Here is a 24,562-nt window from a genome sequence, read left to right on the forward strand (position 1 = left end):
ACGGCCGTCACACAAGCACCTCCGGCAATAATCTGAACGCCGACGCATGTCGAGGGCGAATCAGACTGAAGTCCCTCCGGTCGATCGTCGCGACCTGGGTGATGCCCAGACGTTCCGCGATGGCGACCACGGACACGTCGGCCGGGTCAAGTCGGGCGCTCCTGTAAAGCCGGACCGGTTCAGCCATGCGTCGTACATCTGCGGGAAGCAGGTCGACCAGCTCGAATTCTTCGACAACGAGATCGAGGAACTGCGCATGCACGGCAGGACCCATATGCCGGTTGATCGTCCATCCGGCCTCGATCAGGATCGTTGACGGCAGAAGTAGTGGCCCCTCCAACTCCTCAAGGAGTCGTACGCACGAAGCATGGTGTTTGTCGTCTCGATCGACAACAGCGATCAAAGGGCCGGTATCCAGGAGTGTGGCGCTCACACTGAGCGATTGAACCGCTCCACCAGCAGATCTTCGACCCGTTCCGACAGATCGCCCTCACCGGACGCGCCGATTCCGGCAATCGACAGCCGACGACGCCGAACCGGGCCGGACCGCTCCTCTTCTGTCGCTTCAGCCAGCTCCGGATCTGTCTTCACCAAGCGCAGGAGCCGACGCGCCTGGTCCGGCGACAGCCGATCCACCAGGTGGTGAAGCTCCTCATACGCATGCCCGGCGCTCATGACCACAAGTCTACGCTTACGGATCCAGCAGGCGGATGCTCAGCTCAAGTCGTGCCCGAACAGCGCGATCGGTGAGTTTTCAGTCGGCTCCTGTCACTTGCCCCACTGCTTCGTCTTCGGCTCGGTCTTACACGCGCCTCCCGGTCAGCGGCTGCGCGACGACCTGCATCGCTCCCGCGGTTCCGAATTCTCCGTCACCTCCCGAGAGCGGGGGCCGGGTAGGCGGGGCGGCGGTCGATGCGCAGGAGGACCTCCTGGGAGCCGAAGTGGCGGTCGATACGGCGGGTGGCCTCGGCCCAGTCGCCCATCGACCGGGCCGACGACAGGGCTTCGGCCACGAACGGGTCGCTCCAGCGTGCGACGGCGCGCCGCCACAGTACGGCGGGCTCCTCCGTCAGGAGGCTGCCCACGGTCCCCTCGTAGATGGGCATCGCGCGCACCTCCCCGTCGGGCTCGACCTGCATCAGGGGAATCACGAAACCCTGCTCGACGAAGGCCGGACGCATCTGGAGGATGACGTTGTCCGAGGCCGACACCCGCACCGACGGCGGCGCCGCCGACACCAGGCGCTCGACGTGCTCGGCGCCGGTCAGCGCGCGGATCTGGTCGTTCGTGAGCAGCTCGTGCTCGGCGAAATCGGCCCTGCTGGCCAGACCGGACGGTACGGCGGCGCCGAAGTTCAGGAACCGGACGTGCGGGAAGCGGGGCAGGACGGCCGTGCAGAACTCCTCCGTCTGGTGGAGGTTGCTCCGCACGACCGCGCAGTCGATCCCGAACTCCACGGGGTCGGCGCCCTCCGCGACACGCCTGCCGGAGACGTCGTCGAGGAGGGCCAGGGCGTTCATCGCCCGGTCGAAGGAGCCCACCCTCCCCCGGATCCGGTCGTGGACGGCGGCGTCGGCCCCGTCGACGCTCACGGTGATCCGGGAGAACACCCGGGTGGCCTGCTCGGCCATCTGTGCGGTGAGCGTCCACCCGCCGGTGTAGAGGTTCACCTGGACGCCTGCCCGCCTGATGTGTTCGGCGACGTCGAAGATCTCCCTGACCAGCAGCGGTTCGCCCCCGCCGAACTCCACCGCCTCCGGGCGCAGGGAGACGATCGCGTCGGCGACCCGGAGCATCTCACCGTGGCTCAGCTGCCGGGCCGGACGCCTGCCCGACTCCGAGTAGCAGTGCGCGCACCGCAGAGGGCAGGCGTAGGTGACGTCCCAGATGACGTCGGTGGGTCCGGAGAGGATGTCGTCCATGTCAGAGGTTCCTTTCGTCGTTGCGGGCACGGCTCCGCCCTGCCGCCGTCGGCGGCGGGCGGAGCGGAAGGTCAGCGGGAGCCCTCAGGCGGCCGGTGCCCCGACGGGTCACCGCCGTGCCAGTGGCCGACCAGGTCGGCGTAGAGGGGCGATCGGGCCGCCAGCTCCCGATGTGATCCGGTGAGCGCGGCGGTGCCGTCCATCAGCAGGACCCGCCCGGCCCGGCCCGCTGAGCTCATGCGGTGCGCGATCACGATGAGTGTGCCCTCGCGGGCGGCGAAGGCCGCCTCGGCGCGCTGCTCGGCGGCCGGGTCGAGATGGCAGGTGGCCTCGTCCAGGACGACGATCCTGGCCGGGGAGGCGTGGACGCGGGCCAGGGCGATGAGCTGCCGTTCTCCGGCGGAGAGCGCGGCGGGTTCCTCGATCGTGGCCCGGAGCCCGCCGAGCCGTTCGACGAGCGCTCCGGCTCCCACGGCCTCGGCTGCGGCCTCCAGCCTCTCGCCGGCGACCCTCGTGCCCTCGGGGCGGAGGTAGGCGAGGTTCTCCGCCACGGTGCCGGTGAAGACGTACGCCTCCTGCGGCACCAGCGCCATCAACGACCGCAGCCGGTGTTCGGGGACCGCCTCGATCGGCAGGCCGCCGAGCAGGACCCGGCCCTCGGTGGGGCGGCTAATCCCGGTCAGCAGCATGGACAGGGTGGATTTGCCGATGCCGCTGGGGCCGACGACGGCCAGGTGCTCTCCTTCGGCGATCGTGAGGTCCAGGTGACGCACCACAGGTGTGGCCTCGGGCGCGTAGGTGAAGCCCACGTTCTCCAGGCGCAGCCCGTGGCCGACCGGCTCCACGTCCGCGACGGCCGCCGGGGCGGTGCCGTACGGCGAGGGCGGGACGGGCGCGGGGACGGACGGTCCCGGCGGCGGGGCGATGGTCTCGCCGAGTCTGCGCAGGGTGACGGCGAGGGTCACGCCCCAGCCGCCGACGACGCCGGTGAGGGCGCGCAGCGCCGGGTCGAGGCCGGTGGCCAGGTAGGTCGCCGCTCCGACGACCTCTCCCGCGCTCAGGTGACCGTCCCCGATCAGGGGCCGGGCGGCGAGCAGCAGGGCGAGCAGCGGCAGGTGCGCGCCGAGCGCGACGACCAGGCGACGGCTCAGGCCGGCCCAGGCCAGGGCGTGGGTGGCCGCCACCTGGGTGTCGACGGCCGCCCGTACGGTCGCGTAGGCCTGCCGGCGCGCTCCGCAGGCGGCGACGTCGCGCAGGCCCGCCAGGATCGGGGTGGCCTGTCCGGTGAGCTCCTCGTCGGCGAGGATGAGCGCGCGCTGGCGGGCCACGAGCACGCGGAGCAGCCGGACGAAGACGACCAGCGCCACGGTGACGGGCACGGCCGCGACGGCGGCGAGCAGGGGCGACAGGAGCAGCAGGCCGCCCAGCGCGGCGACGAGCGAGACACCCAGCGCACGGGTGCTCCGCAACAGCGCGGAGACCAGGTTTCGCACCGTCTCGACCTGTTCGGTGAGGCGGGTCACGGCGGCTGCGTCCGGTGGCCGCGCGCTCTTCGCGGCGCGGGTGACGGCGGCGGTGACGACGGCGGTGACCAGGTCGTCGCGGAGCGGTTCGACCACCGCCGCCAGGGCGGGGAACATCATCCGGACGGCCGCCGCCTGGACGAGCATCGTGAGCCCGAGAAGGCCGAGCCAGGCCAGACCGGTCCCCGGGCTCCCGGCCAGGAAGCCGCGGTCGACGGCGGTGGCGATGAGGAGGCCGGACAGCAGCGTCGGCAGCGCCTCGACGACGGACCAGAGCGCGGCCACCGCCAGGGGACGCGGGCGCGGACGCAGCAGCGACACCAGCAGCCGGAGCCCGCCGTCCCCCGTGAGACGACCGTCGTACGGCGGGGCCTGCGCGGGGGCGGCCCCGGACGGCGGGATGTCCCGCCCGGGCCGTGGGCGGGTCAGGGACGGACCGGGCACGGTTCCTCCTCGTGGAGCGGGTCGCCGCCGGTCGGCTCCCGGCCGGCGCCGGACACCGGGACGCCGGACGCCGGAGCGGCGGACACTGAGGCGCCGGGCACCGGGGCGGCGGCGGTGAACAGGGCGCGGTAGGCCGGGTCCCGCCACAGCTCCCGGTGGGGACCGCGGGCCCGCACCCGTCCGTCGTCCAGCCACACGACCAGGTCGGCGCGGGCGGCGGTCGTGGCGCGGTGGGCGACGACCAGCCGGGTACGCCCGCGCATCTCCTCCGTCAGGGTCCGGATCACCTGGGCCTCGGTCGCCGTGTCGAGACTGGAGGTCGCGTCGTCGAGAACGGTCAGGCGGGCTCGCCTGACCAGCGCGCGGGCCAGCCCGAGCCGCTGGAGCTCACCGCCGGACAGCGGGGCCGTGTCGGCGGGCGTGCCGTACCCCTGGGGAAGGCGGCTGACGACGCCGTCGACGTGCGCCGCGCGCGCCGCCTCGCGGACGTCGGAAGCGTCGGCGGGCAGGCCGTAGGCGACGGCCGACAGGAGGTCGCCGCCCAGCAGCACGGGGCGTTCGAAGGCGTAGGCGACGGCGTTCCTGAGCGCGTCGGGGTCGGCCTCCGTGAGGGGCAGGCCGTCGAGCAGCACCTGGCCGTGGTCGGGGTCCATCAGCCGTCCCGCCAGCAGGGCGAGGGTGCTCTTGCCCGCGCCGGAACGCCCGACGACGGCGGTCAGCGCCCCGGCGGGGATCTCCAGGTCGACGCCGTCCAGGAGCGGCAGGCCGTCGCCGGCCACCGTGACGGCACGGAACGAGAGCGCTCCGGCGCCCTCGGGCAGCGGGCGGGAGCCGGGAACCTGGGCGGGCAGGGCGAGCACCTCCCCGACCCTCCGGGCCGCGGAACGGGCGTGGGCGAGATCCATCAGCGAGTCGATCCTCTCGACGACGGCCAGGGCCAGCGCGGTGTAACCGGCCGCGGCCAGCAGTCGGCCCGGCTCAAGACGCCCGTCGGCGATGCCGAGCCCGGTCACCGCGAGCACGAGCACCTCGACGAGCAGCAGGAACAGCGAGAGCTGCCACACACTTCGGGCCTGGGCGCGCCACAGGGCGTGCCCGCTGGCGGACAGCTCCGCCAGCGGGGCGAGCACCCGGGAGATCTCGCGGTCGGCGGTGCCCGAGGCCCGCACGGTACGGATGCCCGCCAGGGCGTCGGTGAGGCGCGCGGCCAGTCGGCCCTGCGCGTCCTGGTAGCGGTCGTACAACCCCGAGACCCGGGCGACGAACACGCGGATGACGACGATCGCGACGGGCACACCGGCCAGGAAGGTCAGACCGACCCGCCAGTCGATCAGGAACAGCCCGACGGCGCCGCCGATGGAGGTGAGAAGCCCGGTGACCGTGTACAGCAGTGTCAGCGGGACGTATCCGGAGATCGCGGTGTTGCTCACCAGACGGTTGGCCAGTTCCCCGGTGGGGAACCGGCGCGCCTGGACGGTGTCGAGTCCCAGGACGTGGGCGGTGAGGCGGGAGCGCAGGGCCGACGTGGCGGACGCGGTGGCCGTCACCCCGGCCAGCGCGCCGGTGACCTCGGCGCCCGTGGCGACGGCGATGACGAGGGCGAGCCATGTCACGGCGTCCGCCGTTCCCCGCCCGGTCAGGACCGCGTCGACCGCGGCGGCGAGTGCGGCGGGCAGGGCCAGTGCGGCGGCGGAGGAGGTGAGGACGGACACCGTGGCCACCGCCAGCGGCGCCCACGCGCCACGCGTCAGCGACCAGAGAAGCCGGTCGCCGTGCTTGTGCGTCACTCGCTCTTCCGGCGCGTCCGACGCATGGTCTGACATCGTTGTCCTCTCTCGGTTCTCCGGCGGCGTCACGGCTGGGGAGCCACCCGGCCGGGAAGGGCCGCGCCCGGTTCGGTGACCGGGCGCGGCGCCGTCATGGCCGTCCTCCCGGGGAGACGCCGGGCTCCGGCGCCTCCCACGAGGCGGACGTGCTCAGGTGGTGGTCATGTTGCAGGTGCGGCCCTTGCAGGTGATGCCGCAGGTGGGGCCGCTGCACTCCCGCAGCTGGGACTCCTCCGCGACGGCGGGGAGCAGGTCCAGGGCGACGATGTCGAGTTCCATGGCTTCTGCCTTTCTGTGATGGAAGTCGCCGCGGGCGTTGGCCGCCTCGCGAGCGATGTTCAGGTGTGCCTCCTCCGGGGCGCGTATCGCCCCGGAGGAGGTCCGGGCCACCGTGGTCGTGACGGCCCCACTCGGGGCCGTCGTCCCCCGGGACCCTTCCGACGCGGGAGACGTCAGAAGGGGTTGGTCCAGTCGCAGGTGGGACCGGTGCAGGTGTGCTCACAGGACTTGCCGCTGCAGGTGACCTGGCACGGGTACAGGGGGCTCTCCTCCTCGGCGGGGAGCAGGTCCAGAGCGGTGATGTCGAGTTCCATGTCTTCTTCCTTTCCGTGGTCGGAATCACCGCGGGCGTGGACACGCCCGCGGTGTCCTTCTGGGAGGTGCGGACTCCGGGGATGGTCCGTGACGTTCCTTCGCCTCGGAGATCCGCGTTCTCCTCGCGCTCCTCCCGCTGGGGAGGAGGTGTCACCGGTTGGTGCCCTCGCAGCTGAGCTGGCAGTGGTAGGTGTACTCACAGGAGTGGTTGCACGGGTACAGCCGGGACTCCTCCCTCTCGGGGAGCATGTCCAGGGCCGTGACGTCGAGGTCCATCGCCTTCTCCTCCTTTCTCTCCGGTCGCCGTCAAGGTCCGCGGGTGCCCGCCTCTTTCCCGCTCTCTCGGAGCGAGGAGAGGCGTCAGCTGCTGGTGACCCGGCAGGTGCCGCCGATGCTGCAGGTCCTGGCGCAGGTCACCGTGCACACGTAGAGGGGGGACTCCTCGGCGGGGAGCAGGTCCAGAGCGGTGATGTCGAGTTCCATGGCTTCTGCCTTTCTTGCTGTTCTCTGGGAGATGTCCGGCGCGAAGGCGCACCTTCTCCGGTGGCGTCGCGTGAACACCACCGCGCCGGAAGGGGCCGTGCCCAGGCCGGTGCCCGGGCACGGCACCGTCAGGACCGTCCTCGGAACACGCCGGACACCCGGCGGCCACACGAGGACGGACGGCCTCAGGCCGAGGTGACCATGCAGGTGCGGCCGTGGCAGGTGACACTGCAGGTGACCTGGCAGTCCTTCAGCTGGGCCTCCTCGGCGGGGAGCAGGTCCAGAGCCGTGATGTCGAGTTCCATGGCGATGCCTCTCTACTGATTCGGTGATTCCGATGCCGGGTGACGCGAGGAGGACCTCACGCGGAGGTGTACAGGCAGGTGGGGTTGTTGGTGCCGCAGGTGCGCGGAGAGCAGGTGTTGTTGCACGGGTAGAGCGGGGACTCCTCCTGAGCGGGGAGCATGTCCAGGGCCGTGATGTCGAGTTCCACGGTGGTGCCTTTCTGCTTATCCGCTGGTTCTGATACCGATCAGTGCGAGGGAGACGTCACCATTCGGTGATCTGGCAGGTACGGCCGGTGCCGCAGGTACGCGGGTAGCAGGTGACCTGGCACGGGTAGAGCTGGGACTCCTCCTCGGCGGGGAGCAGGTCCAGAGCGGTGATGTCGAGTTCCATCGTTTTCTCCTTCTTTCTCGTTGGTCGTCAGGGCCGGCCGCCTTCGATGACGACGGCCCTCCGTACCGGCCGGTCCCGGGTTCCTCCACCGGGCGAGCCCGTGGGAGCCCCCGGGCCGGCCGGGGCTGTGGCCCCGTCCACGCCGGCTAGGCGGACGGGGGCGTCCCGGTGCGCAGGAAGCCGACGAGGCCGTCGCGGACGGCCTTCCCGTCGCTCTCGGAGAGCGGGTCGTGGCCCGCGCCGGGGATCTCCAGATAGACCGCGTGGTGGCGATTCCCGAGCAGCCGGTCGCGCAGGCGCCGGGAGTGGGAGACGGGGATGATCGGGTCCCGTTCGCCGTGGACGATGAGCAGGGGCGTTCGCAGGCGGTCGGCCAGCCGCAGCAGGTCGCGGGGCCCGAGGTCGTCGTGGATCTCCTCACGGCCGCCGAGCCGGTCGAGCATCGTGCGCACCGTGGTGGGCCCGTCCTCGTACAGCTCCCGCCCGGACAGGAACGGGGCGACGACCGCGGCGCGGGCCCACAGCTCCGGCCGCGCGGCGGCGGCCAGCAGCGCCAGGTAGGCCCCGTAGCTGGCGCCGTACAGCGCCGGTCGCTCCAGGAGCGGCCCTCTGACCGCGCCCAGGGCGCGTCCCAGGTGGAGGACGTCGTCCAGGTCGGGACCGCCCCACGCGCCCTGGATCGCGTCACGGTGGGCGGCGCCGTATCCGGTGCTGCCGCGCTGGTTGGGGGCGACCACCGCGATCCCCTCGGCGGCCAGGCTCTGGAACAGCGGGTCGAAGCCGAGCTGCCAGGCCGCCTCCGGGCCGCCGTGCAGGGCGATCACGACCTGCGCGGCGGTGGCCGGCTCGCCGTACACGACGGCCTCGATGGCTCCGGCGGGGCCGTCGTAGGTGTGGACGCGGGCACCGGCCCAGCGGGGCCGGGAGGGTTCGGGGGCGGACGGGATCCGTTGCGCCCGCCGGGACACGGTGATCGGGCCGGGGGGCCGGTCGGGCGTGGTGTGGATCAGGTGCAGGTGGGTGTCGCTCCAGTGCGCCAGGGGGAACAGCGTCCCGCCCGGCAGGCCGCTCTCCTCCGTGACGTCCCCGACCAGGTCGTGCAGCAGGAGGTGGGAACGGGCACGGCGGGTGACCGCCAGGGCCAGCCGTCGCCCGTCGGGGGACAGGGCGAGCGGTGTCACGCTTCCCTCGATCGCGTTCAGCCGGTCGAGGAAGACGGTGGGCTTGTCGTCGTGCAGGAGTCGCACGCCGAGCCGGTACGCGCCGTCGCGCCGGGCGGCGGTGAGCAGCGCACCCGTACGGGGCGCGGCCAGCAGCAGGTGCTCGTCGCCGGACAATCCGGTCAGGGGTTCGAGGGCGCCGCGCGCCAGGTCCAGGACCGCCGTGCCCGTTCCCGCCATGGAGCGGACGGCCAGGCGTGTGCCGTTCTCGTCGAGCCAGACCCCTCCGCCGACCAGGTCCGGCAGTACGGTGACCAGCTCGGGCGGTTCGGGCCTGCCGGACAGGCGCAGCACCCTGCTCTGCTCGACGCCGGTCGCGAAGGCCACGGCCGCCGTTCCCCCGCCTGGCCCCGCGACGATCCCGAGGCCGTTGCCGAGGACGGTGCCCAGCTCGTGTTCCTCGGTCCGCCCGCCGTCCCGGGAGGGGACGGCGAGCAGGACGCGGTGCACGCCCTCGGTGCCGATGTGGCAGAGCAGGAGGTGTCCGTCGTCGGTGGCGATCGGCACCGTCATCGGCGTCTGCTCGTCGCGGACGCGCAGCTCCCGGGATTCCCGCCCGGTGTCGGCCAGGTCCCACAGCTCGGGGGCGAGGCGGCCGTGACCGTGGTCGGCCAGGCAGGCGAGGTACCGGCCGCGCCCGGAGAAGCGGAAGTTGATCCGGCGGACGTCGGGAAGGCGGTCGGCTCCGGTCGCGAGGCCGCTCGTGAGACCGACCGCCGTACGGCCGGCGTCCGTCGTGCCGAGTTTCATCGCGCCCGGCCCGTGGCAGCCGCGGGCACCGGAACGCCCTTCGGCTCATCCGCCATCCAGGGGCGTGGCCCGCCGTGGCGCAGCCTCAGCAGGAAGTCCAGAACACCCGCCATGCCGGTGTTCCAGCCGAGGCTCACCTCGTGCCCGCTCTCGTCGGCCACGACCAGCAGCCCGTCGCGGAGCATGGCGCGTGCCCACAGGCACGCGGCCAGTTCCTCGGCCCGCTCGCGGTAGGCGGGCTCGTCGAGCAGGTCGGCCATGTCCAGGAGGAACTGCCCGTCACCGGCCAGCCCGTGGCAGGCGGCCGTACCCATGTGCAGGCGGCCGGAGTGCACGGCCACCGCGGCGGCCTCGGCCGCGTCACGGAAGCGCGGTTCGCCGGTGGCCGCGTACAACCGGACCAGGAACGTTCCCACCCCGGAGGAGCCGCTGCACCAGTGGGTTTTGCGGGCCACGCCGCCGGGGCTCTCGGCCCACCAGGCGGCGTCGTCCTGGCGGATGGCCGCGGCCAGCAGGGTCTCCCCCGCCGCCACGGCGGTCTCCAGGCAGTCGTCCCGGCCGAGCGCGGTTCCCGCCGCCAGCAGGTAGGCCCCGATCCCGGCCACGCCGTGGCCGAAGCCGTAGTGCAGCACTCCCGCCAGTGCGGAGTCGAAGTCCGGGGGAATGCGCCACAGCACGGCCTCCGGGGTGCGCTGGGCCACCTTCAGCAGGGCGTCGGCGCATCTGTCCGCCTTGTCGCGGAACTCGGTGTCACCGGTGGCGTGCCAGAAGTGCAGCAGGGCCAGTCCCGTTCCGGCGAGGCCGTGACAGATGTCCGGGTTCGGCCAGTCGTCCGGCAGGCCCCGGGCCATGTCGAGCCCCTGGGCTCGCAGGGAGGCGTCGTCGAGCGCGCGGCCTGCCTCGTACAGGCTCCACGCGATGCCCGCCCGGCCGAAGTACAGCCCCGGCGAGGGCCGCGGCTCACCGGCCAGGCGGCGCACGGTCCAGTCCGCCACCTGCCGCAGCCCCGCCGTCAGGTCCTCGCGTGAGCCCGCCAGTAGGTCACCGCCCGTGCCCGGTTCGGAGGACGACGGAAGCTCGGGATCCACCACGGCGGCGAGCAGGGTGAGCACCCCGGCCGAGCCGTACTGCAGGGCGCACGGGTCGGCGGTCATGCCGAACCCGGTGACGGGCCACAGGGAACCGCGCCGCGTCACACCGCCCCCGGGTCCGGACGGCGATATCGTCCGCAGGACGTGGGCGAGCCCGTCCCCGAGCAGACGATCCTGGTCGGCCACGCTCAGGCGGTAGGCGCCCCCCGCGGAGGGAGACGGCCCGGTCCCGTCGGCCAACTCGTCCAGGAACGCCCGCACCCGGGTCAGGTCCCAGCGCAGGGAGGGCTCCTCCCTCATCAGTCCCAGGATCATCGGCGCCAGCGCGGTCGCCGTCGCGTCGTCGGCGGTCACCACGCTCAGCAGCGTGCGCAGCCGGGACTCCCACGGCCTGACCTCGGGGGACAGGTCCTCGGGAACCGACGGCTGGCAGCCGGTGGCCAGGAAGAACAGGGTCGTTCCCAGCGCGAACAGGTCGACCGTGGCATCGGGCGCGGGGCCGTAGTGGGCGGCCCGCACCTGCTCGGGCGGGGCGTAACCGGGTGTGTAGGCCCGGCCGACCGGCGTGCCGGGCACAGCGGCCATCTCCAGGTCGATCAGCAGGCACTCGTCGTCGGGGAGGACCATGACGTTGTTCGGCGTCAGGTCGCGCAGCACGTATCCCTGTTCGTGGACCGTCGAGACCAGCGCCGTCATCCTCTGCGCCAGGCCGACCACCGTCTTGCGCCACTCCGCGTCGGGCAGGGAAGGGCGCCGCTCGTTGACCCAGGCGCTGAGCGGGGTCCCGGTGAGGTGCTCCTGCGCGAGGAACAGGTTGCCGCCGGTCTCGAACAGCGCCGCCTTGCGTGCGGTGACCCCCAGCGGCCCGAACAGTTCCAGCATGCGGGCCTCGTGACGCAGCAGATCGCGTTCGTCGCGTCCGTCGATCGAGGCGCCGAGATGCGGGCGGGCCTGCTTGATCACGACCATGCCGCCGTCGGTGCGGTCCTCCGCCAGGAACACCCCGCCCTTGGCGCTGTGCCGGAGGGCCTGGCGCACCACGAACCGGTCCGCCAGCAGGACCGCCTCGGGCGCGGTGGTCCTGACCGTCGCCTGTCCCGACTCGAAGGGGCAGGGCGCCCACGCGGGCGGGGAGTACCAGGCGTTGCGTTCGTCGGTCACCGGGGTGCCGTCGGGGGCGGTCAGCCGGGAGGCGTAGGTGCCGTCGTTGTCGAGCTCGCTGAGGGCGGAGAACACCCCGAAGCGGTAGTGCACCAGGCTGCCGGGCCGGTAGGCGCGGTCGGACAGGATCGGCGGGCCCGGCAGACCGTACGTGGCGGTGTGCAGTTCCTCGGCGATCGCCACGGCGGCCTCGTCGTCGGGCGGGTAGACCGTGACGAACTTGCCCATCGACCCGCGGTTCTGGTCGCGGGAGACGAGTCCGCTCAGTTCCGTGAGCGTGGCGGCGAACTTGAACGAGCAGCGGTGACGGGCCAGCACCTCCACCACCCGCGTCAGCACCAGCGGCGCCGACAGCGGCGTCGCCGAGACGTGGAGTTTCCAGCCCTGCGGGCGGGTGGCCGCGTCCTGCGGTGTCACGTAGGTCCAGGGAGAGCCCTGCTGGATCTCCCAGCCCGGGACGACCCCTCCTTCCGCCCGTGGTTCCGCGTCACCCGGTCCGCTCACGGCCCTCGCCAGCGCCGCCGTGGCGACGTCCAGCAGGACGTGACGGTCCTCATCGAACCGGTTTCCCCCGTTGACAGCCTGCATGTCCACGTTTCCCCATCGTCTTCGCTCGATCTTGGTCCGCGCCGTCCACGACGGACGCGAACCGCTCACCGTCCGGGTTCGGCTCCGGGTGAGCGGCGTCGGCACCGGTCCGCTCACCGGCCTGTCGAGACCACCGTTTGAGCAGGCCGGCCCCCGGCCGAGGCCGTCGTGGGATCCGCCGGCACCACCCCTGCCGGCCGGCCCCCCGATGCCGAACTTGACATCGACAAGATACGACGCGGATTCAATCTTGGCAACGGCAAGATTGAGGTGGGTCATTCCGGGGCCGATGTCCGCCCGGCCCCGAGCCCGTACGGCGAGCCGTCCGGCACGGCGGGCCACGCGGCCCTCGTCCCGGTTCTTCTCCGGCCGCCGAAGGGAGCCGAACGGGACCGGCGAAGCCGTGATCCCGGAGGCGGCCCGCGTCGTGGGGTTCCCGCGAGAACCGGGACCCGGGGCGGCCGCCCGGCCGATGATTGAGCAGGTCCGCAGCCCTGAGGGGGGCATTACGGCGTTCAGGCGGCCCCGGTAGGCTGATCGCCGTGAGTAAGCAGTCCTATCATCACGGGGACCTGCGGCGGGCCCTGCTGGACGCGGCGCTGGAGGCCGTCACGAAGGACGGGCCGGTCGCGCTGAGCCTTCGCGAGATCGCCCGCCGGGCGGACGTCTCCCACGCCGCTCCCACTCACCATTTCCGCAACAAGGCCGGCCTGCTCACCGCGATCGCAGTCGAGGGTTACCACCTGCTGGCCGACGAGCTGGAACGGGTCCGGGTCACCGGCGGACTCGTCGAGCAGGGCGTCGCCTACGTCCTCTTCGCCACCGCCCACCCCGCCCACTTCGCGGTCATGCGCGTCCCCGACCTGCTCAACAGCCGTGACCCCGACTTCGTGGCCGCCCGCGACCGGGCCTGGCACCAGTGGCTGAGCGGCACCACCATGCCGGACGGCTCGACCGACTGGACCGCCGCCGTCGCCACATGGGCGATGATGCACGGCCTGGCCAGCCTGCTCGTCGAGGGAAACGTGCAGCCCGAGCCCGGCGGTGACGTCGAGGCACTGGCCCGTGCCGTCGGCCGCCACCTCGCCCCCCTGAAACCGCGGGCACCGCACCGCGACTGAGATCCGGCGCCCTGACCGGCGACTTCCTTGACACCGGCGGCTTCCAAGTGGCTCGCAAGAATGTCCCCCAGCGAATTCCAAGTGGCTCGCAAGAATGTTCGGTGAACCTGGCGACATCGGAACAACGCAGGTTTCCTCTCCGGACCGAGCCGCTCGAAGAAGAGCGCCGGCACGCTTCGTGTTTCACCCGGCTCCTTCGACCCGGCGAACGCGTCCGGAGGCGGCCGACGAGAAGTCCGGACCGGCGGTGTCACCGATCGTCCTGAGCGACTCTCCGAGATGGATGACCGACTGCAGATGAGCGGCACACCCCTGCCCCCCTTCGAGGGCATCCTCACCGCCGAGCACGAGACCCTCGTCGACGACATCCGTGACCAGTGGATGCGCGACGGCCTGTCCACCCGCCCCGTCGACAGGGGCGAGGCGGAGCGGGCGGTGCGCGAGATGTACGCGCTGGTCGGCCTGGAGCCGCCCCTTCTCAAGGTGTGGGTGGACTCGCCACCCGGTTGTTTCCCGATGGTCTCCGCCCTTGGCGGCTCCATCGTCCGCTGTGGGCACTTCGAGAACCGGCTCAAGGAGTGCCTGGAGGGCCGGCTCAGGGACCGGCTCGGGCAGCGGCTCTTGGACCGGCTCCGATGTCAGCTCCGCGCCCGGCTCTGGGAGCCGCTGTGGGGGCAGCTCCGCGCCCAGTTACGGGGGCAGCTCCTGAGCCAGTTGGGCGACCGGGCCGGATCCGATCCGTCCAGGTACGTGTGGGGGGCCAAGGACATCTGGAGGGACGCCTACTGGATCGCGTTCTACACCTCCGCCCTGCGTGTGGCCGGGGCGGGATCCGACGAACGCCTGGACGCGCTGGCGGAGGTGACCCGCAGGCTCGGCTGGTGGATCCCCCTGGCCGGCGCGGTCGTCATGTCCGGACGTCCCGTCGCGATCCGGCGTGACGGCGACCTGCGGCTCCACTGCGAGAACGGGCCCGCGCTCTCCTGGCCCGACGGGCACACGCTCTACGCCTGGCACGGCACCCGCGTTCCGAAGTGGGTGATCGAGGCCCCGAACTGCGAGGCCATCGCGACGGAGAAGGACGCCGAGGTCCGCAGGTGCGCCATCGAGTCCCTCGGCTGGGACCGCTACGTCGCCGAGACCGGACTGCCGCTGGTCGCCTCGGCGGAGGACCCCCGCGACCCGGCCCTGACCCTCGCCCTGTACGAGGTGCCCGAGGAGGTTCTGGGGGAGCCCGCCCGGGTCCTGCTGCGCGTCGGCGACCCCACGAGCCCCGGCGGGTCGCGCGGGAGGGCCGGGCTGGTCGTCCCCGTGGAGACGGCCACCCCGCTGGAGGCCTCCGAGTGGGATCACCCCCGGCTCTCCTGACGGGACCACGACCTCGTCAGACGGGAGAGGCCGCCCTGCCGTACGCCCGCCCTCCTAGGACCTGTTTTGTGGATCTTCGCCGTGGCGAGGATCGTCCAGGTGGATGCCCCGCAAGGCGGAGGAGGAGCTCATAACGGAGTTATGGGCGACGACGACAACGCGGCGGGGGGCCGCCTGGACGACCGCAGTAGGCGTAAAGATCCACAAAACAGGTCCTAGACCACGGCGCACCCATAGGTCGTGGTGAAAGGCGTGAGATCGGGAACGCCGAAGGTCTCACACATCGCCTTGAACGCGACGACCTTGTCCTCGCCGAAGCGCCGGACCCGGGTGGCGTAGGACGCGGCGGAGACGAATGTGGGCGGGGTGGACTTGCTGTGGAACTTGTCGGCGTACATCACCAGTCTCTCCTCACCCGACTCGGCGACATAGTCGGCGACGGGGATGGGAAGCCCCTGGTTCCGCACGTCGTCCCGACTGATCCCCACTCCGGTGTGGCAGGAGCAGAAGCGGCAGATCTCCTCAGGGAATCCCTCCTCACGGAGGAGTTCGTGGCCGAGCACGCCATGCCGTACGTAACGTGTGTGATCGAGTTCTCCGTCGGCGCCGTAAAGCCGGTAGACCCCGATGTCGTGAAGCAGGCTTCCCGCCCGCACAAGGTCCCTGTCGAGGTCGGATCCGGTACGCGCGAGAATCTGCTCGGCGATGCCGCACACGATTTCGCAGTGGGTGAAGACGAGCTCGAACGCCTCCCGCGTGGGCGCGTACTTCTCGTGGAGCGCGCGAATCTGTTCGTCTCCAGGAATCCGCATTCCGGGAGTCTAACAACGGGTGAGAACGGCGTTCGAGTGGCTCAGCCGAGGGTGCTCGCGTAGGCGAGCAGGCCGACGACCGCCGTGCCGAGCAGGGTGAGCAGGACGGAGCGGCGGCTCGGCCTCGGCCCCTCACGCACGAGCCTGAACCCCAGCGGCAGGAACGCCACGCACAACCCCAGGGTCCCGGCGATCGTGAACGCGTCCGTCCCCTTGAGCACGCCGAGCGGCACCGTCCCCATCGAGGCGAGCGCGATCGAGCCGGTCAGGCCGAGGACCCGGCTGCGGTAGGCGCCGAAGGCCAGGACGTACCAGCCGAACATGATCGTGAACGACAGGTAGCTGAACAGATGGGTGTCCTGGTAGGAGTCCTGGACGAAGGCCGTCGCGGAGTCCAGGCCGCGCCGCAGCACCAGCCGGAACGCGGTCTGGTTGATCCCGGCGTGGAAGGTGCGCTCGAACAGCCCGAAGATGACGAACGCCCCGCCCCACGCGGCCCACATGGGATGGGTCCGCCCGATCCCGCGGGCCAGCGTGACGACGGCGGGCCACATCAGCACGTTGCCCGCCAGGAACGCGGTGTAGCCGCCGATCACCAGGCCGGGAGCCCGCTGTACGGCCGCCAGCTGCTCGGTGAAGGAGAAGGGGAACGGCACCCGCGTCAACGCCCCCGCCAGCAGGAGCAGGGGTCCGACGATCATGGAGACCGCGCTGATCCGGCGGCCGGGGAAGCTGTGGTCGGTTGGCATGGCCCGACGATCGCACCGCGTCCACCCAGGGCGGATCAGCCCTCCGTGGACACTTCCCGGTCAGCCCCAGGGCTGTCGTTCATCCCCAGGGATGATCCTCCCTGGGTGGATGTGTCCTGGTTCGGCGGCGCGTTACCGTACCGGTCATGCCCGCAGAGAAGCCCACCCGCCGTCAGGTCGCCGCCGATGTCATGACGGCCGTCGCGCTCCTGACCGTGGACATCGGTCTCGCGGGCAACCTGCTCATGGACCAGACCGGGTCCCCGTGGCGGCTCCCGGTCTCACTGGCCGTCGCCGCCGCGATCGCCGTACCGCTCGCGCTCAGGCGGTACCGGCCGTTCGGGGCGTTCATCGTGATCGTGGCGCTTTCGGCCCCCGCCGCCGCGCTCGGCCTGCTGTGGGACCCGTTCGTCGCCACGGCCTGCGCTCTGTACACGCTGACACTCGGCGCCCGCAGGGAACTCGCGGCACGGGCCATGGCCTGCGCCGCCGCCGCGACGGTGGTCGCCGCCGCCGTCGGTGACCTGCCGCTCCCCGGCGGCGCGTGGTGGTACGTCCTGGCCCTGCCGCTGCTCGGGGGTGCCTGGCGGTGGGCGCTCAACGTGCGTGAACGCCGTGACCAGGAGGCACGCCTGGAACGGCAGCGTGAGCACCAGGTGCTGGTCGACGAGCGGCTGCGGATCGCCCGTGAGCTGCACGACGTGATGACCCATGGGATGGGGCTGATCGCGGTCAAGGCGAGCGTCGCCAACCACCTGGCGCGGAACCGGCCGGAGGAGGCCCTCGACGCGCTGCGGGTCATCGAGGCGACGAGCAGGCAGGCGCTCACCGAGACGCGCAGGCTGCTCGGGGTGCTCCGGGAGGACACCGGACCGGCCCCCGTGCCGACCCTCGGCGGCCTCACCGAACTCGCCGAGCGGGCCGCCATGGCCGGGGTGGACGTCGAACTGTCGGTCGAGGGCGGGAACGACCTCCCGGAACCCGTCGAGCTCGCCGCCTACCGGATCGTCCAGGAGGCCGTGACGAACGTCGTCAAGCACGCGGCCCCGGCCCGCTGCCGGGTGAACGTCCTGGCCGGGCAGGGGGTCGTGACGATCGAGGTGACCGACGACGGCCACGGCGCCCCGCCTCCCGCGACCTCCCCGGGACACGGCATCATCGGCATGCGGGAGCGGGTCACGATGTACGGCGGGCGGTTCGCCGCGGGGCCGCTGCCGGATGGGGGATTCCAGGTGAACGCGACCCTGCGCTACGAAGAGGCGCCGTGATCGAGCCGATCCGGGTGCTCGTCGCCGACGACCAGGCCCTGCTGCGGGGCAGTTTCCGGGCGCTGATCGAGAACGAGCCCGAGATGACCGTCGTCGCGGAGGCGGGCACCGGCGCGGAGGCCGTCGAACTCGCCCTCGCCCACCTGCCCGACATCGTGCTCATGGACGTGCTCATGCCGACGATGGACGGCATCGAGGCCACCAGGCGGATCTGCGGGACGCCGGAGACCCAGGGGGTGCGGGTCCTGATCCTGACCATGTTCGACCTGGACTCCCACGTGTACGCCGCGCTGCGCGCCGGGGCGGGCGGGTTCCTGCTCAAGGACACCCGGCCTGCGGAACTGTGCGACGCGATCCGCCTCGTCGCCCGGGGAGAGGGGCTCCTCGCCCCGACCGTCACCCGCCGGTTGATCGCCGAGTTCGCCCGCTCCCCCGAGCGGCCCCCGGTGCTGACCCGCGAACTCCAGCTCCTGACCGAAAGGGAGCGGGAGGTCCTGACCCTGGTGGCGCGCGGCCTGTCCAACACCGAACTCGCCGAGCGGCTACAGCTGTCACCGGCCACGGTGAAGACCTACGTCGGACGGCTGCTGGCGAAACTCCACGCCCGAGACAGAGCCCAACTCGTGATCATCGCCTACGAGTCGGGCCTGATCAGCCCGAACCGCTGACCCCCCTCCCCGAAAACGGCGTTCCGCGCCCTGACCGGACGCCGGTCAACGCCGCTCCTCGTCACCGGCCAGGAGATGGACGATGTCGAGGTCGCGGAGCCGGTCCGGATCGGTTTCGACGGCGATGCGGGTGATCTTCCCGTCGTGGACGGTGAACGTGATGACGGCCTTCGGCCGGCCCCGGTGTGACCAGACGGCCGCCGGGACGCCGTCGACCAGGGCGAGCCTGGCGGCCTGGGCCCGTCCGGCGAAGAACGCCGCCACCGCTTCGGCGCCGCGGATCTCTATGGCCACGGCCTCCGGATCGAGCAACTCGACCAGGGCGGTGAAGTCCCCTCCTCTGGCCGCGGCGAGGAACGCCTCGACGATCTCCCGCTTCGCCGATCGCGCGGCGTCGGAGGCGTCGGCCGTTCCCCGCACCTGGCGCCGGGCCCGGCTCGCGAGTTGCCGGGCCGCCGCCGGGGAGCGGTCGAGGATGGCGCCGATCTCGGTGAACGACACGGCGAAGACGTCGTGCAGGACGAACGCGAGCCGCTCGGCGGGAGTCAGCGTGTCCAGCACCACCATCAGCGCGACACCGACCGAATCGGCCAGAAGCGTCTCCTCCTCGGGGGTGGCCTGGCCGACCGGGTGGGTGCTCGGTCGCGGTTCGGCCGGTTCTGGCGGCAGCGCCCCGGCCGACTCCTCACGCCGGGCCCGGCGCGTCTCCAGCATGTTCAGGCAGACCCGGGCAACGACGGTGGTCAGCCAACCGGCCGGGTTCTCCACCTGGCCGGTTTCGGCGCGGCCGACCCGCAGCCAGGCCTCCTGCACCGCGTCCTCGGCCTCGGTCGAGGAGCCGAGCATCCGATAGGCCACCGCGTACAGGCGGTTCTGGTGCTCGGCGAACCGCTCGCTCAGCCAGTCCTGCTCAGCCATCTGTCACATTCCTCCGTCCGTGCCTGTCATACCAATTGACCGGCGAACGCACGCCGATGTGACATCCGGGCCCCGGCCCGGATGTCCGGCCCGCCGACGCACACCACCCCACGCACAGGGAGCAAGGCATGAAAGCGCACGTCAGCTCGATCCTTCTCGGAGTCCGGGACATGGACCGGGCCAAGCGGTTCTACACGGAGGGACTCGGCTGGAAGATCAAGAACGACTACGGCATCTCGGTGTTCTTCGAGTCGGACGGCGCCTCGCCCGTCGGTTTCTACGGTCGCGAGGGCCTGGCCGACCAGGTGGGCACAAGCCCTGAGGGCAGCGGCTTCAGCGGACTGGTCCTGACCTACGTCGTCCGTGGTGAGGCGCGGGTCGACGAGATCATGGCGGAGGCCGAGAAGGCCGGCGCCACAGTCCTCAAGCCCGCCGGTGCCCTGCCGTGGGGCGGGTACGGCGGCACCTTCGCCGACCCGGACGGCTACGTCTGGAGTCTCGGCTACAGCCCCCGGGGAACGGACCAGCCCTACGCGGAGTGACCGCGACCTTCTGCGCCAAGCCCGGGACGGTGGACCACGCGCCGCCGTCCCGGACGGCTGCACCCCGGCGCGGGGCGTGTCGCGATCCCAGCGAAGAGAAAAGACGCCTCCGGCAACGCGGAGGTCTGACCTGCCCCCGAAAGGGGAGAGCACATGTCGAAACACCTGAAGACTGGCCTGTACTGGTTCATAGCCCTTCAGTTCATGCTGGGCGCCGTGACCAAGTACTGGCCGGGAGACACGATATTCAGCACGGCGTACTCCGTGAAGTTCGCCGACTGGGGCTACCCCTTCTGGATGCGCTTCGTGGTCGGCGCCCTGGAAGGTGCCGCCGCCGTCCTGCTCGTGATCCCCAACCGGCGAACGCGCTTCCTGGGCGCCACAACGCTGATGTTCGTGCTCACCGGCGCGGTCACCACCCACATCGTCAACCACGACCCGGCGGTGGAAAGCTGGGCCGCGCCCACCCACCTCCTCATCATGGGCGTTCTCGCACTGGCCAACTGGCCCGCCGACTGGCGGGACCTTCTGCGGGCTCCTGTCGCCTCACCGAACGGATCACGGTCCTGAGCGTCCTGATGGCGCGCGACCTGTCCGGCGCCGAACTCGCCGAGCGGCCACGGTGAGGACCTACATCGGACGGCTCCTGGCGAAACTCCACGCCCGAGACAGAGCCCAACGCGTGATCATCGCCTACGAGCCGGGCCTGATCAGCCCGAACCGCTGAGAACACCCAGACCCCGAGGTCACTCGGCGGAGCGCCAGTCGCTGTAGGTGGTGGTGAAGTCGGCCCGGTAGATGCCGGCGCTTCCGGTGGGGAAGCTCCAGACGAGGTGGAACGCCTTCGGCCTGTCGTGCGTGTCAGTGGTCAGCAGGTAAGTGAGGTACGAACGAGAACCCTCCTTCATGACGTCCCCACCCATCCACGAGTCGAGAAGCTCCCGCAGGAGCCCGTTCGTCTTGTCGACGGCCAGGGTTCCCGAGTAGGTGTGTCCTTTGCGCTCCATCCGGGTGGAGTTGGCCACCACCTCACCGATGACGGACGGCCCGGCTGTTCCCGCGACCATGAGCACGGCCCACTCGGCGGTGCCCGCCTTCAGGCTCAACAGGTTCTTCTTACCGGGATAGAGGACACCGTCACGGACGACGACGTGACGATCATCGAACTCGTCGCCCCCGATCCTGATGTCGAAATCGTCACGGCCGGCGTGAGCGGTACGGTTCACCACCCTGCCGGTCACCGTCGCGACGGCGGAACTCTGGGTGAAACCGCCCTCGTAGGAGAAACTCGCCGAAGGGGTCATGGTCAGCGCCAGGTCGAGGGCGGCGGCAAGGTCGGCGGTCGTCTTCGGCGCTTCCGGCCGTACCGGAGTGGCCGGGGTCGTCGAAGGTGGCGGGGGCGTCGAGAGAGTCGTCGAGGCGGGCACAGTCGACGGGCTGGCCGGTGGGGTGGACACCGGGGCGGACGGTGGGGTCGACCGTGGCGTGGACGAGGGCGCGGCGAACAGGCCGGCCCCGTCCGGCAGGGACCAGAGGACCGCCCCCGCCACCCCCACGACGGCGACGGCGACGGTACCGGCCAGCACGCCCCGGCGACGGCCGCCCTTCCGCGTCTCCCGCCTGCCCTGCTCCCCCTGCTTGTCCGGGCTGTCCTGCTCTTCCTGCCCGGCTTGCTCCTCCTCTTCCTCCTTCCGCCAGGAGACATCCTCGACGGGAGGCTCCCAGGTGTGGTCGAGCCGTGTCGTCAGTTCGTCGGTCCCGTCGATCCGCCACGCCTGCGACGCCTCCGCCAGGATCTCCCGCGCGGAGGGCCGCGACGCCGGGTCCTTGGCCAGTGCTCTGCCGACCAGCTCGCGCAGGGGTTCGGGGACTTCGGAGGTGTCCACCGGGTCGTTGAGGACCCTGAGCGCGAGGACCTCGGGACGGGCCGTGCCGTAGGGCGGTCTGCCGGTCGCCGCGTACACGGCGAGCAGTCCCCAGCCGTAGACGTCGGCGGCCGGTCCTGCCGACGTGCTGCGGTACTCCTCCGGGCTCAACCAGCCGGGGGTGCCGACCAGAGCCCCGGTGCGGGTCACGGACGTCCCGTCGAGGGCCCGCGCGATCCCGAAGTCCACGAGCTTGGGGCCGTTCGGCGCGAGGATCACGTTGGAGGGCTTGATGTCACGGTGCACGACGTCCACGGCGTGGACCGCGACCAGCGCCTCCGCCAGCCCCACCACGAGGCCGAACCACTGATCCCCCGTCAGGGGGCCGTCGGCCCGGACGTGGTCGCCCAGCGTCCGCCCCGGCACGTACTCGGCGGCCAGCCAGGGGCGTGCCGCGTCCGCGTCGGATTCGAGGATCCGCGCGGTGCACAGGCCCCGTACCCGGGTGAGGACGGAGATCTCCCGCGCGAACCTCATCCGGAACTCCGGGTCTCCGGCGAGGGAGTCGTGGACGAGCTTGACCGCGACACGAGCACCGTCCGGGGCAAGACCGGCGTACACGACCCCCATGCCGCCCGCTCCCAATCTGCCCATGATGTGGTACGGACCGATTCGCCGAGGATCAGTGCCATCGATCGGGATCACTGAGAGTTTGTATCTCATTCCCGTCGTCGTGTGAACGAGCTGGCGGTCATCAGTGTGAAATCCGGCGCTTCCCTTGATAACGCCCCTGCCACAATGGTGGTGAATCGTGACCTTTGTACCGCCCCAAAGGCACACTAGGGTCAGGCGAAAACAGGCGCCGGAAAGCGGGAGTGGGATGGCGTGGGCAGCCAGGGCGGTCACCGTCGTCCTGGCCGTGGTGTCTCCGTTGCTCGTGACCGCGGCCATATGGATCTACGCGACCCTCCCCGAGGAGTGGAAGTCGCCCGAGACCGTCACGCCGCTGACGGCGGCGGGGGTGACCTTCCCCGCGGTCGGCGCGTTCCTCATCGCGCACCGGCCCAGGCTCAAGCTGGCGTGGCTGATGTGTCTGGGCGGGCTCGGCGGCGCCGTACACGACTTCTGCCAGGCGATGATGCTGCTGACCGCCTCGCACGGGAACCTCACGCTCGCGGGGTTCCTGAGGTTCGCGGTGTATCTGGGCTGGGGGGTCTCCGGGCTCGCGCTGGAGATGCTGCTGCCGCTGTACTCCCCGGACGGCAGGCTGCCCTCGCGGCGCTGGCGGGCGGTGGTGCTGCTCGGCGCGGTGTCCACCGTCGCCGAGACCACCCGCCAGTTCATCCGGCCCGACCCGCCGCTTGAGGGTTACCTGTTCCCTGCGGTCATCCACAACCCGCTGCAGATCCCCGAGCTGGCGCCGTACCACCAGACGATGCTGGTGGTGAACTGGACGGGGATCCTGGCGACGCTGCCGCTGGCGGCGCTGTCCATGCTGCTGCGTTTCCGCGGGGCGGACCCGGAGGTCAGGCGGCAGATCGGCTGGCCGCTGCTGGCGTTCGCCGGGTACATCGTGTTCATGTTCGTCGGCGTCGCCGCGCCTGAGCTGACCTGGCTGTCGATCCTGTGGGCGATGCTCATCCCGGTCGCGCTGCTGTTCTCGGTGATGCGCTACCGGCTGTACGGCATCGACACCATCGTCAGCCGGACCTTCGTCGCGGCGGGGCTGCTGGCCGTGGTCGGTGGGGTCTACTTCGGCGTGGCCGCGCTGTCGAGCCTGCTGGTCTCCGGCCTCGACCAGATCGCCGGGCTCGCCGCGGCCCTGTTCACCGGCGCGTTCTTCCAGCCGTTGCGCCGGACGCTGCAACGGTCCATCGACCGCCTGCTCTACGGTCCGGTCGGCGACCCGCGTGTGCTCGCGGAACGGCTGGTCCAGGAGGTACGCCGGGGGGATCCGGCGCAGGCGCTGGCGTCGGTGATCGGCGTGCTGCGTGAGGGCCTGGCCGTACAGGGGGTCACGGTCGAGGTGACCGGCGGCGAGCCGGGACAGCGGGTCGGCGTGGCGAGCGCGACCAGCGGGCAGATCGGCGACGCTCCCCGTGAGGTGCCGCTGGTCTGGCACGGCGAGCGGGTGGGGCGGCTGCTGGTCGGACCGCCGACCCCGCGCCGCTTCCCCGCCGCGCACGACGAGCGGGTGCTGGCCACGCTGGTCCCCTACGCGGCCGACGTGGCGCACGCGCTGCGGATGTCGGCCGACCTGCAACGTTCCCGGGAGCGCATCCTGAGCACCAGGGAGGAGGAACGGCGGCGGCTGCGCCGTGACCTGCACGACGGCCTCGGGCAGACGCTCAGCGGGCTGGCCATGACCATCAACATGGCCCGCCTCAGCCTGAAGACCTCCCCCGACGCCGCCGACGGGCTGCTGCGTGAGCTGCGCTCCGGCATGGACTCGGTCACCGGCGACATCAGGCAGCTCGTCTACGGCCTGCGCCCGCCCGCCCTCGACGACCTCGGGCTGGCCGCCGCCGTACGGGCGCTCGCCGGACCCGCCACCCCCGAGGGGCCCGTCACCGAGGTGAGCGTCGAGGGCGAGCTGGACGACCTGCCCGCCGCCGTCGAGGTGGCCGTCTACCGGATCGCGCAGGAGGCGCTGACCAACGTCCGGCGGCACGCGAACGCCACCCACGTCCGGGTCGAACTGCGCCGCGAACCCGAGGCGCTGCGCCTGCTGATCGTCGACGACGGCGCCGGGCTGGCGCCGGATCGCCGCGCGGGTGTCGGCCTGACCTCCATGCGCGAGCGCACCGCGGAGCTGGGCGGGCTCTGCCTCGTCAGCGGCGGCCCCGGGGAGGGCACCACGGTCGAGGTGACGCTCCCCCTTCCCGCGGTCCCCTTCGCCGACACGCGGCCGGTGCCCCAGCACGGGTAGCCGGTCCCGCGACCCGGGGTCCGGGCGTGGCGCCGGCCGAGG

Annotated in this window: 25 protein-coding genes; 7 read left to right on the forward strand and 18 right to left on the reverse strand. The window is 71.8% G+C overall.

Features of this window, described 5'->3' with window-relative positions; genetic code table 11:
- Positions 1–7: 7 nt before the first annotated feature.
- The 14 genes from ABZ463_RS26495 to lanL form a co-directional block, all read right to left on the reverse strand.
- A complete protein-coding gene (locus ABZ463_RS26495) occupies positions 8–433 on the reverse strand; it encodes a PIN domain-containing protein (RefSeq protein ID WP_362780044.1) in 426 nt (141 codons plus the stop codon).
- The gene (locus ABZ463_RS26500) at positions 430–675 is read right to left on the reverse strand and encodes a hypothetical protein (protein WP_352015653.1); all 246 of its coding nucleotides are present in this window, start codon (positions 673–675) and stop codon (positions 430–432) included. The genes ABZ463_RS26495 and ABZ463_RS26500 overlap by 4 nt, the downstream gene beginning before the upstream one ends.
- Positions 676–869: 194 nt before the next feature.
- Complete coding sequence (locus ABZ463_RS26505; RefSeq protein ID WP_352015652.1) at positions 870–1,922, reverse strand: radical SAM protein; 1,053 nt, start codon at positions 1,920–1,922, stop codon at positions 870–872.
- A 71-nt stretch (positions 1,923–1,993) separates the two neighbouring features.
- Complete coding sequence (locus ABZ463_RS26510) at positions 1,994–3,889, reverse strand: ATP-binding cassette domain-containing protein (protein WP_362780048.1); 1,896 nt, start codon at positions 3,887–3,889, stop codon at positions 1,994–1,996.
- Positions 3,871–5,676: an ABC transporter ATP-binding protein gene (locus ABZ463_RS26515; protein ID WP_362780050.1), complete on the reverse strand. Its 1,806-nt coding sequence runs from the start codon at positions 5,674–5,676 to the stop codon at positions 3,871–3,873. Before ABZ463_RS26515 ends, ABZ463_RS26510 begins: the two co-directional genes overlap by 19 nt.
- 189 nt (positions 5,677–5,865) lie before the next feature.
- On the reverse strand, positions 5,866–5,994 hold the full coding sequence (locus ABZ463_RS26520; RefSeq protein ID WP_362780053.1) for a hypothetical protein: 129 nt from the start codon (positions 5,992–5,994) through the stop codon (positions 5,866–5,868).
- Positions 5,995–6,167: 173 nt separating this feature from the next.
- The gene (locus ABZ463_RS26525) at positions 6,168–6,308 is read right to left on the reverse strand and encodes an ALQxL family class IV lanthipeptide (protein ID WP_362780055.1); all 141 of its coding nucleotides are present in this window, start codon (positions 6,306–6,308) and stop codon (positions 6,168–6,170) included.
- Between the two features lie 151 nt (positions 6,309–6,459).
- Positions 6,460–6,585, reverse strand: coding sequence for an ALQxL family class IV lanthipeptide (locus ABZ463_RS26530; RefSeq protein ID WP_352015647.1), 126 nt, complete (start codon positions 6,583–6,585; stop codon positions 6,460–6,462).
- 84 nt (positions 6,586–6,669) lie between these two features.
- Positions 6,670–6,792, reverse strand: coding sequence for an ALQxL family class IV lanthipeptide (locus ABZ463_RS26535; protein WP_352015646.1), 123 nt, complete (start codon positions 6,790–6,792; stop codon positions 6,670–6,672).
- A gap of 185 nt (positions 6,793–6,977) precedes the next feature.
- Positions 6,978–7,097 carry an ALQxL family class IV lanthipeptide gene (locus ABZ463_RS26540; RefSeq protein WP_362780057.1) on the reverse strand — a complete coding sequence of 40 codons (120 nt, stop codon included), beginning with the start codon at positions 7,095–7,097 and terminating at the stop codon, positions 6,978–6,980.
- Between the two features lie 56 nt (positions 7,098–7,153).
- Positions 7,154–7,285 carry an ALQxL family class IV lanthipeptide gene (locus ABZ463_RS26545; protein WP_362780059.1) on the reverse strand — a complete coding sequence of 44 codons (132 nt, stop codon included), beginning with the start codon at positions 7,283–7,285 and terminating at the stop codon, positions 7,154–7,156.
- Between the two features lie 56 nt (positions 7,286–7,341).
- On the reverse strand, positions 7,342–7,470 hold the full coding sequence (locus tag ABZ463_RS26550; protein WP_362780061.1) for an ALQxL family class IV lanthipeptide: 129 nt from the start codon (positions 7,468–7,470) through the stop codon (positions 7,342–7,344).
- A gap of 146 nt (positions 7,471–7,616) precedes the next feature.
- The gene (locus tag ABZ463_RS26555; RefSeq protein ID WP_362780064.1) at positions 7,617–9,440 is read right to left on the reverse strand and encodes a prolyl oligopeptidase family serine peptidase; all 1,824 of its coding nucleotides are present in this window, start codon (positions 9,438–9,440) and stop codon (positions 7,617–7,619) included.
- Positions 9,437–12,280 carry a class IV lanthionine synthetase LanL gene (gene lanL, locus ABZ463_RS26560; RefSeq protein ID WP_362780114.1) on the reverse strand — a complete coding sequence of 948 codons (2,844 nt, stop codon included), beginning with the start codon at positions 12,278–12,280 and terminating at the stop codon, positions 9,437–9,439. Before lanL ends, ABZ463_RS26555 begins: the two co-directional genes overlap by 4 nt.
- Positions 12,281–12,822: 542 nt before the next feature.
- Between lanL and ABZ463_RS26565 the strand changes: the two genes are divergently transcribed.
- Both ABZ463_RS26565 and ABZ463_RS26570 read left to right on the forward strand, forming a co-directional pair.
- Complete coding sequence (locus ABZ463_RS26565) at positions 12,823–13,401, forward strand: TetR/AcrR family transcriptional regulator (protein WP_362780067.1); 579 nt, start codon at positions 12,823–12,825, stop codon at positions 13,399–13,401.
- A 279-nt stretch (positions 13,402–13,680) separates the two neighbouring features.
- Positions 13,681–14,769, forward strand: a complete 1,089-nt coding sequence (locus ABZ463_RS26570) for a DUF6745 domain-containing protein (protein ID WP_362780070.1) — start codon at positions 13,681–13,683, stop codon at positions 14,767–14,769.
- A 215-nt stretch (positions 14,770–14,984) separates the two neighbouring features.
- On the opposite strand, the gene ABZ463_RS26575 is transcribed toward ABZ463_RS26570, so the two are convergent.
- Entirely contained in the window at positions 14,985–15,581 is a 597-nt protein-coding gene (locus ABZ463_RS26575; protein WP_362780072.1) for an HD domain-containing protein, read from the reverse strand.
- 41 nt (positions 15,582–15,622) lie between these two features.
- Positions 15,623–16,330 (reverse strand): hypothetical protein, encoded by a 708-nt coding sequence (locus tag ABZ463_RS26580; protein WP_352015637.1) that lies wholly within the window; start codon positions 16,328–16,330, stop codon positions 15,623–15,625.
- Between the two features lie 146 nt (positions 16,331–16,476).
- Here ABZ463_RS26580 and ABZ463_RS26585 point away from each other — a divergent pair, with 146 nt between their 5' ends.
- Entirely contained in the window at positions 16,477–17,598 is a 1,122-nt protein-coding gene (locus ABZ463_RS26585) for a sensor histidine kinase (RefSeq protein WP_362780076.1), read from the forward strand.
- Positions 17,595–18,266 (forward strand): response regulator transcription factor, encoded by a 672-nt coding sequence (locus ABZ463_RS26590; protein ID WP_362780078.1) that lies wholly within the window; start codon positions 17,595–17,597, stop codon positions 18,264–18,266. Before ABZ463_RS26585 ends, ABZ463_RS26590 begins: the two co-directional genes overlap by 4 nt.
- Positions 18,267–18,311: 45 nt before the next feature.
- Here ABZ463_RS26590 and ABZ463_RS26595 read toward each other — a convergent pair whose 3' ends face one another.
- Positions 18,312–19,184, reverse strand: a complete 873-nt coding sequence (locus tag ABZ463_RS26595; protein WP_352015634.1) for a sigma-70 family RNA polymerase sigma factor — start codon at positions 19,182–19,184, stop codon at positions 18,312–18,314.
- A 128-nt stretch (positions 19,185–19,312) separates the two neighbouring features.
- On the opposite strand from ABZ463_RS26595, the gene ABZ463_RS26600 reads away from it, so the two are divergent.
- Together ABZ463_RS26600 and ABZ463_RS26605 are read left to right on the forward strand one after the other, a co-directional pair.
- Positions 19,313–19,726, forward strand: coding sequence for a VOC family protein (locus ABZ463_RS26600; RefSeq protein ID WP_352015633.1), 414 nt, complete (start codon positions 19,313–19,315; stop codon positions 19,724–19,726).
- A gap of 153 nt (positions 19,727–19,879) precedes the next feature.
- Complete coding sequence (locus ABZ463_RS26605; RefSeq protein ID WP_362780082.1) at positions 19,880–20,296, forward strand: DoxX family protein; 417 nt, start codon at positions 19,880–19,882, stop codon at positions 20,294–20,296.
- A 176-nt stretch (positions 20,297–20,472) separates the two neighbouring features.
- On the opposite strand, the gene ABZ463_RS26610 is transcribed toward ABZ463_RS26605, so the two are convergent.
- On the reverse strand, positions 20,473–22,245 hold the full coding sequence (locus ABZ463_RS26610) for a serine/threonine-protein kinase (protein ID WP_362780084.1): 1,773 nt from the start codon (positions 22,243–22,245) through the stop codon (positions 20,473–20,475).
- A 226-nt stretch (positions 22,246–22,471) separates the two neighbouring features.
- On the opposite strand from ABZ463_RS26610, the gene ABZ463_RS26615 reads away from it, so the two are divergent.
- On the forward strand, positions 22,472–24,520 hold the full coding sequence (locus tag ABZ463_RS26615) for a sensor histidine kinase (RefSeq protein ID WP_362780086.1): 2,049 nt from the start codon (positions 22,472–22,474) through the stop codon (positions 24,518–24,520).
- The last annotated feature ends 42 nt before the right edge of the window (positions 24,521–24,562 follow it).

This window comes from Streptosporangium sp. NPDC020145, assembly GCF_040631275.1.
GTDB lineage: Bacteria > Actinomycetota > Actinomycetes > Streptosporangiales > Streptosporangiaceae > Streptosporangium.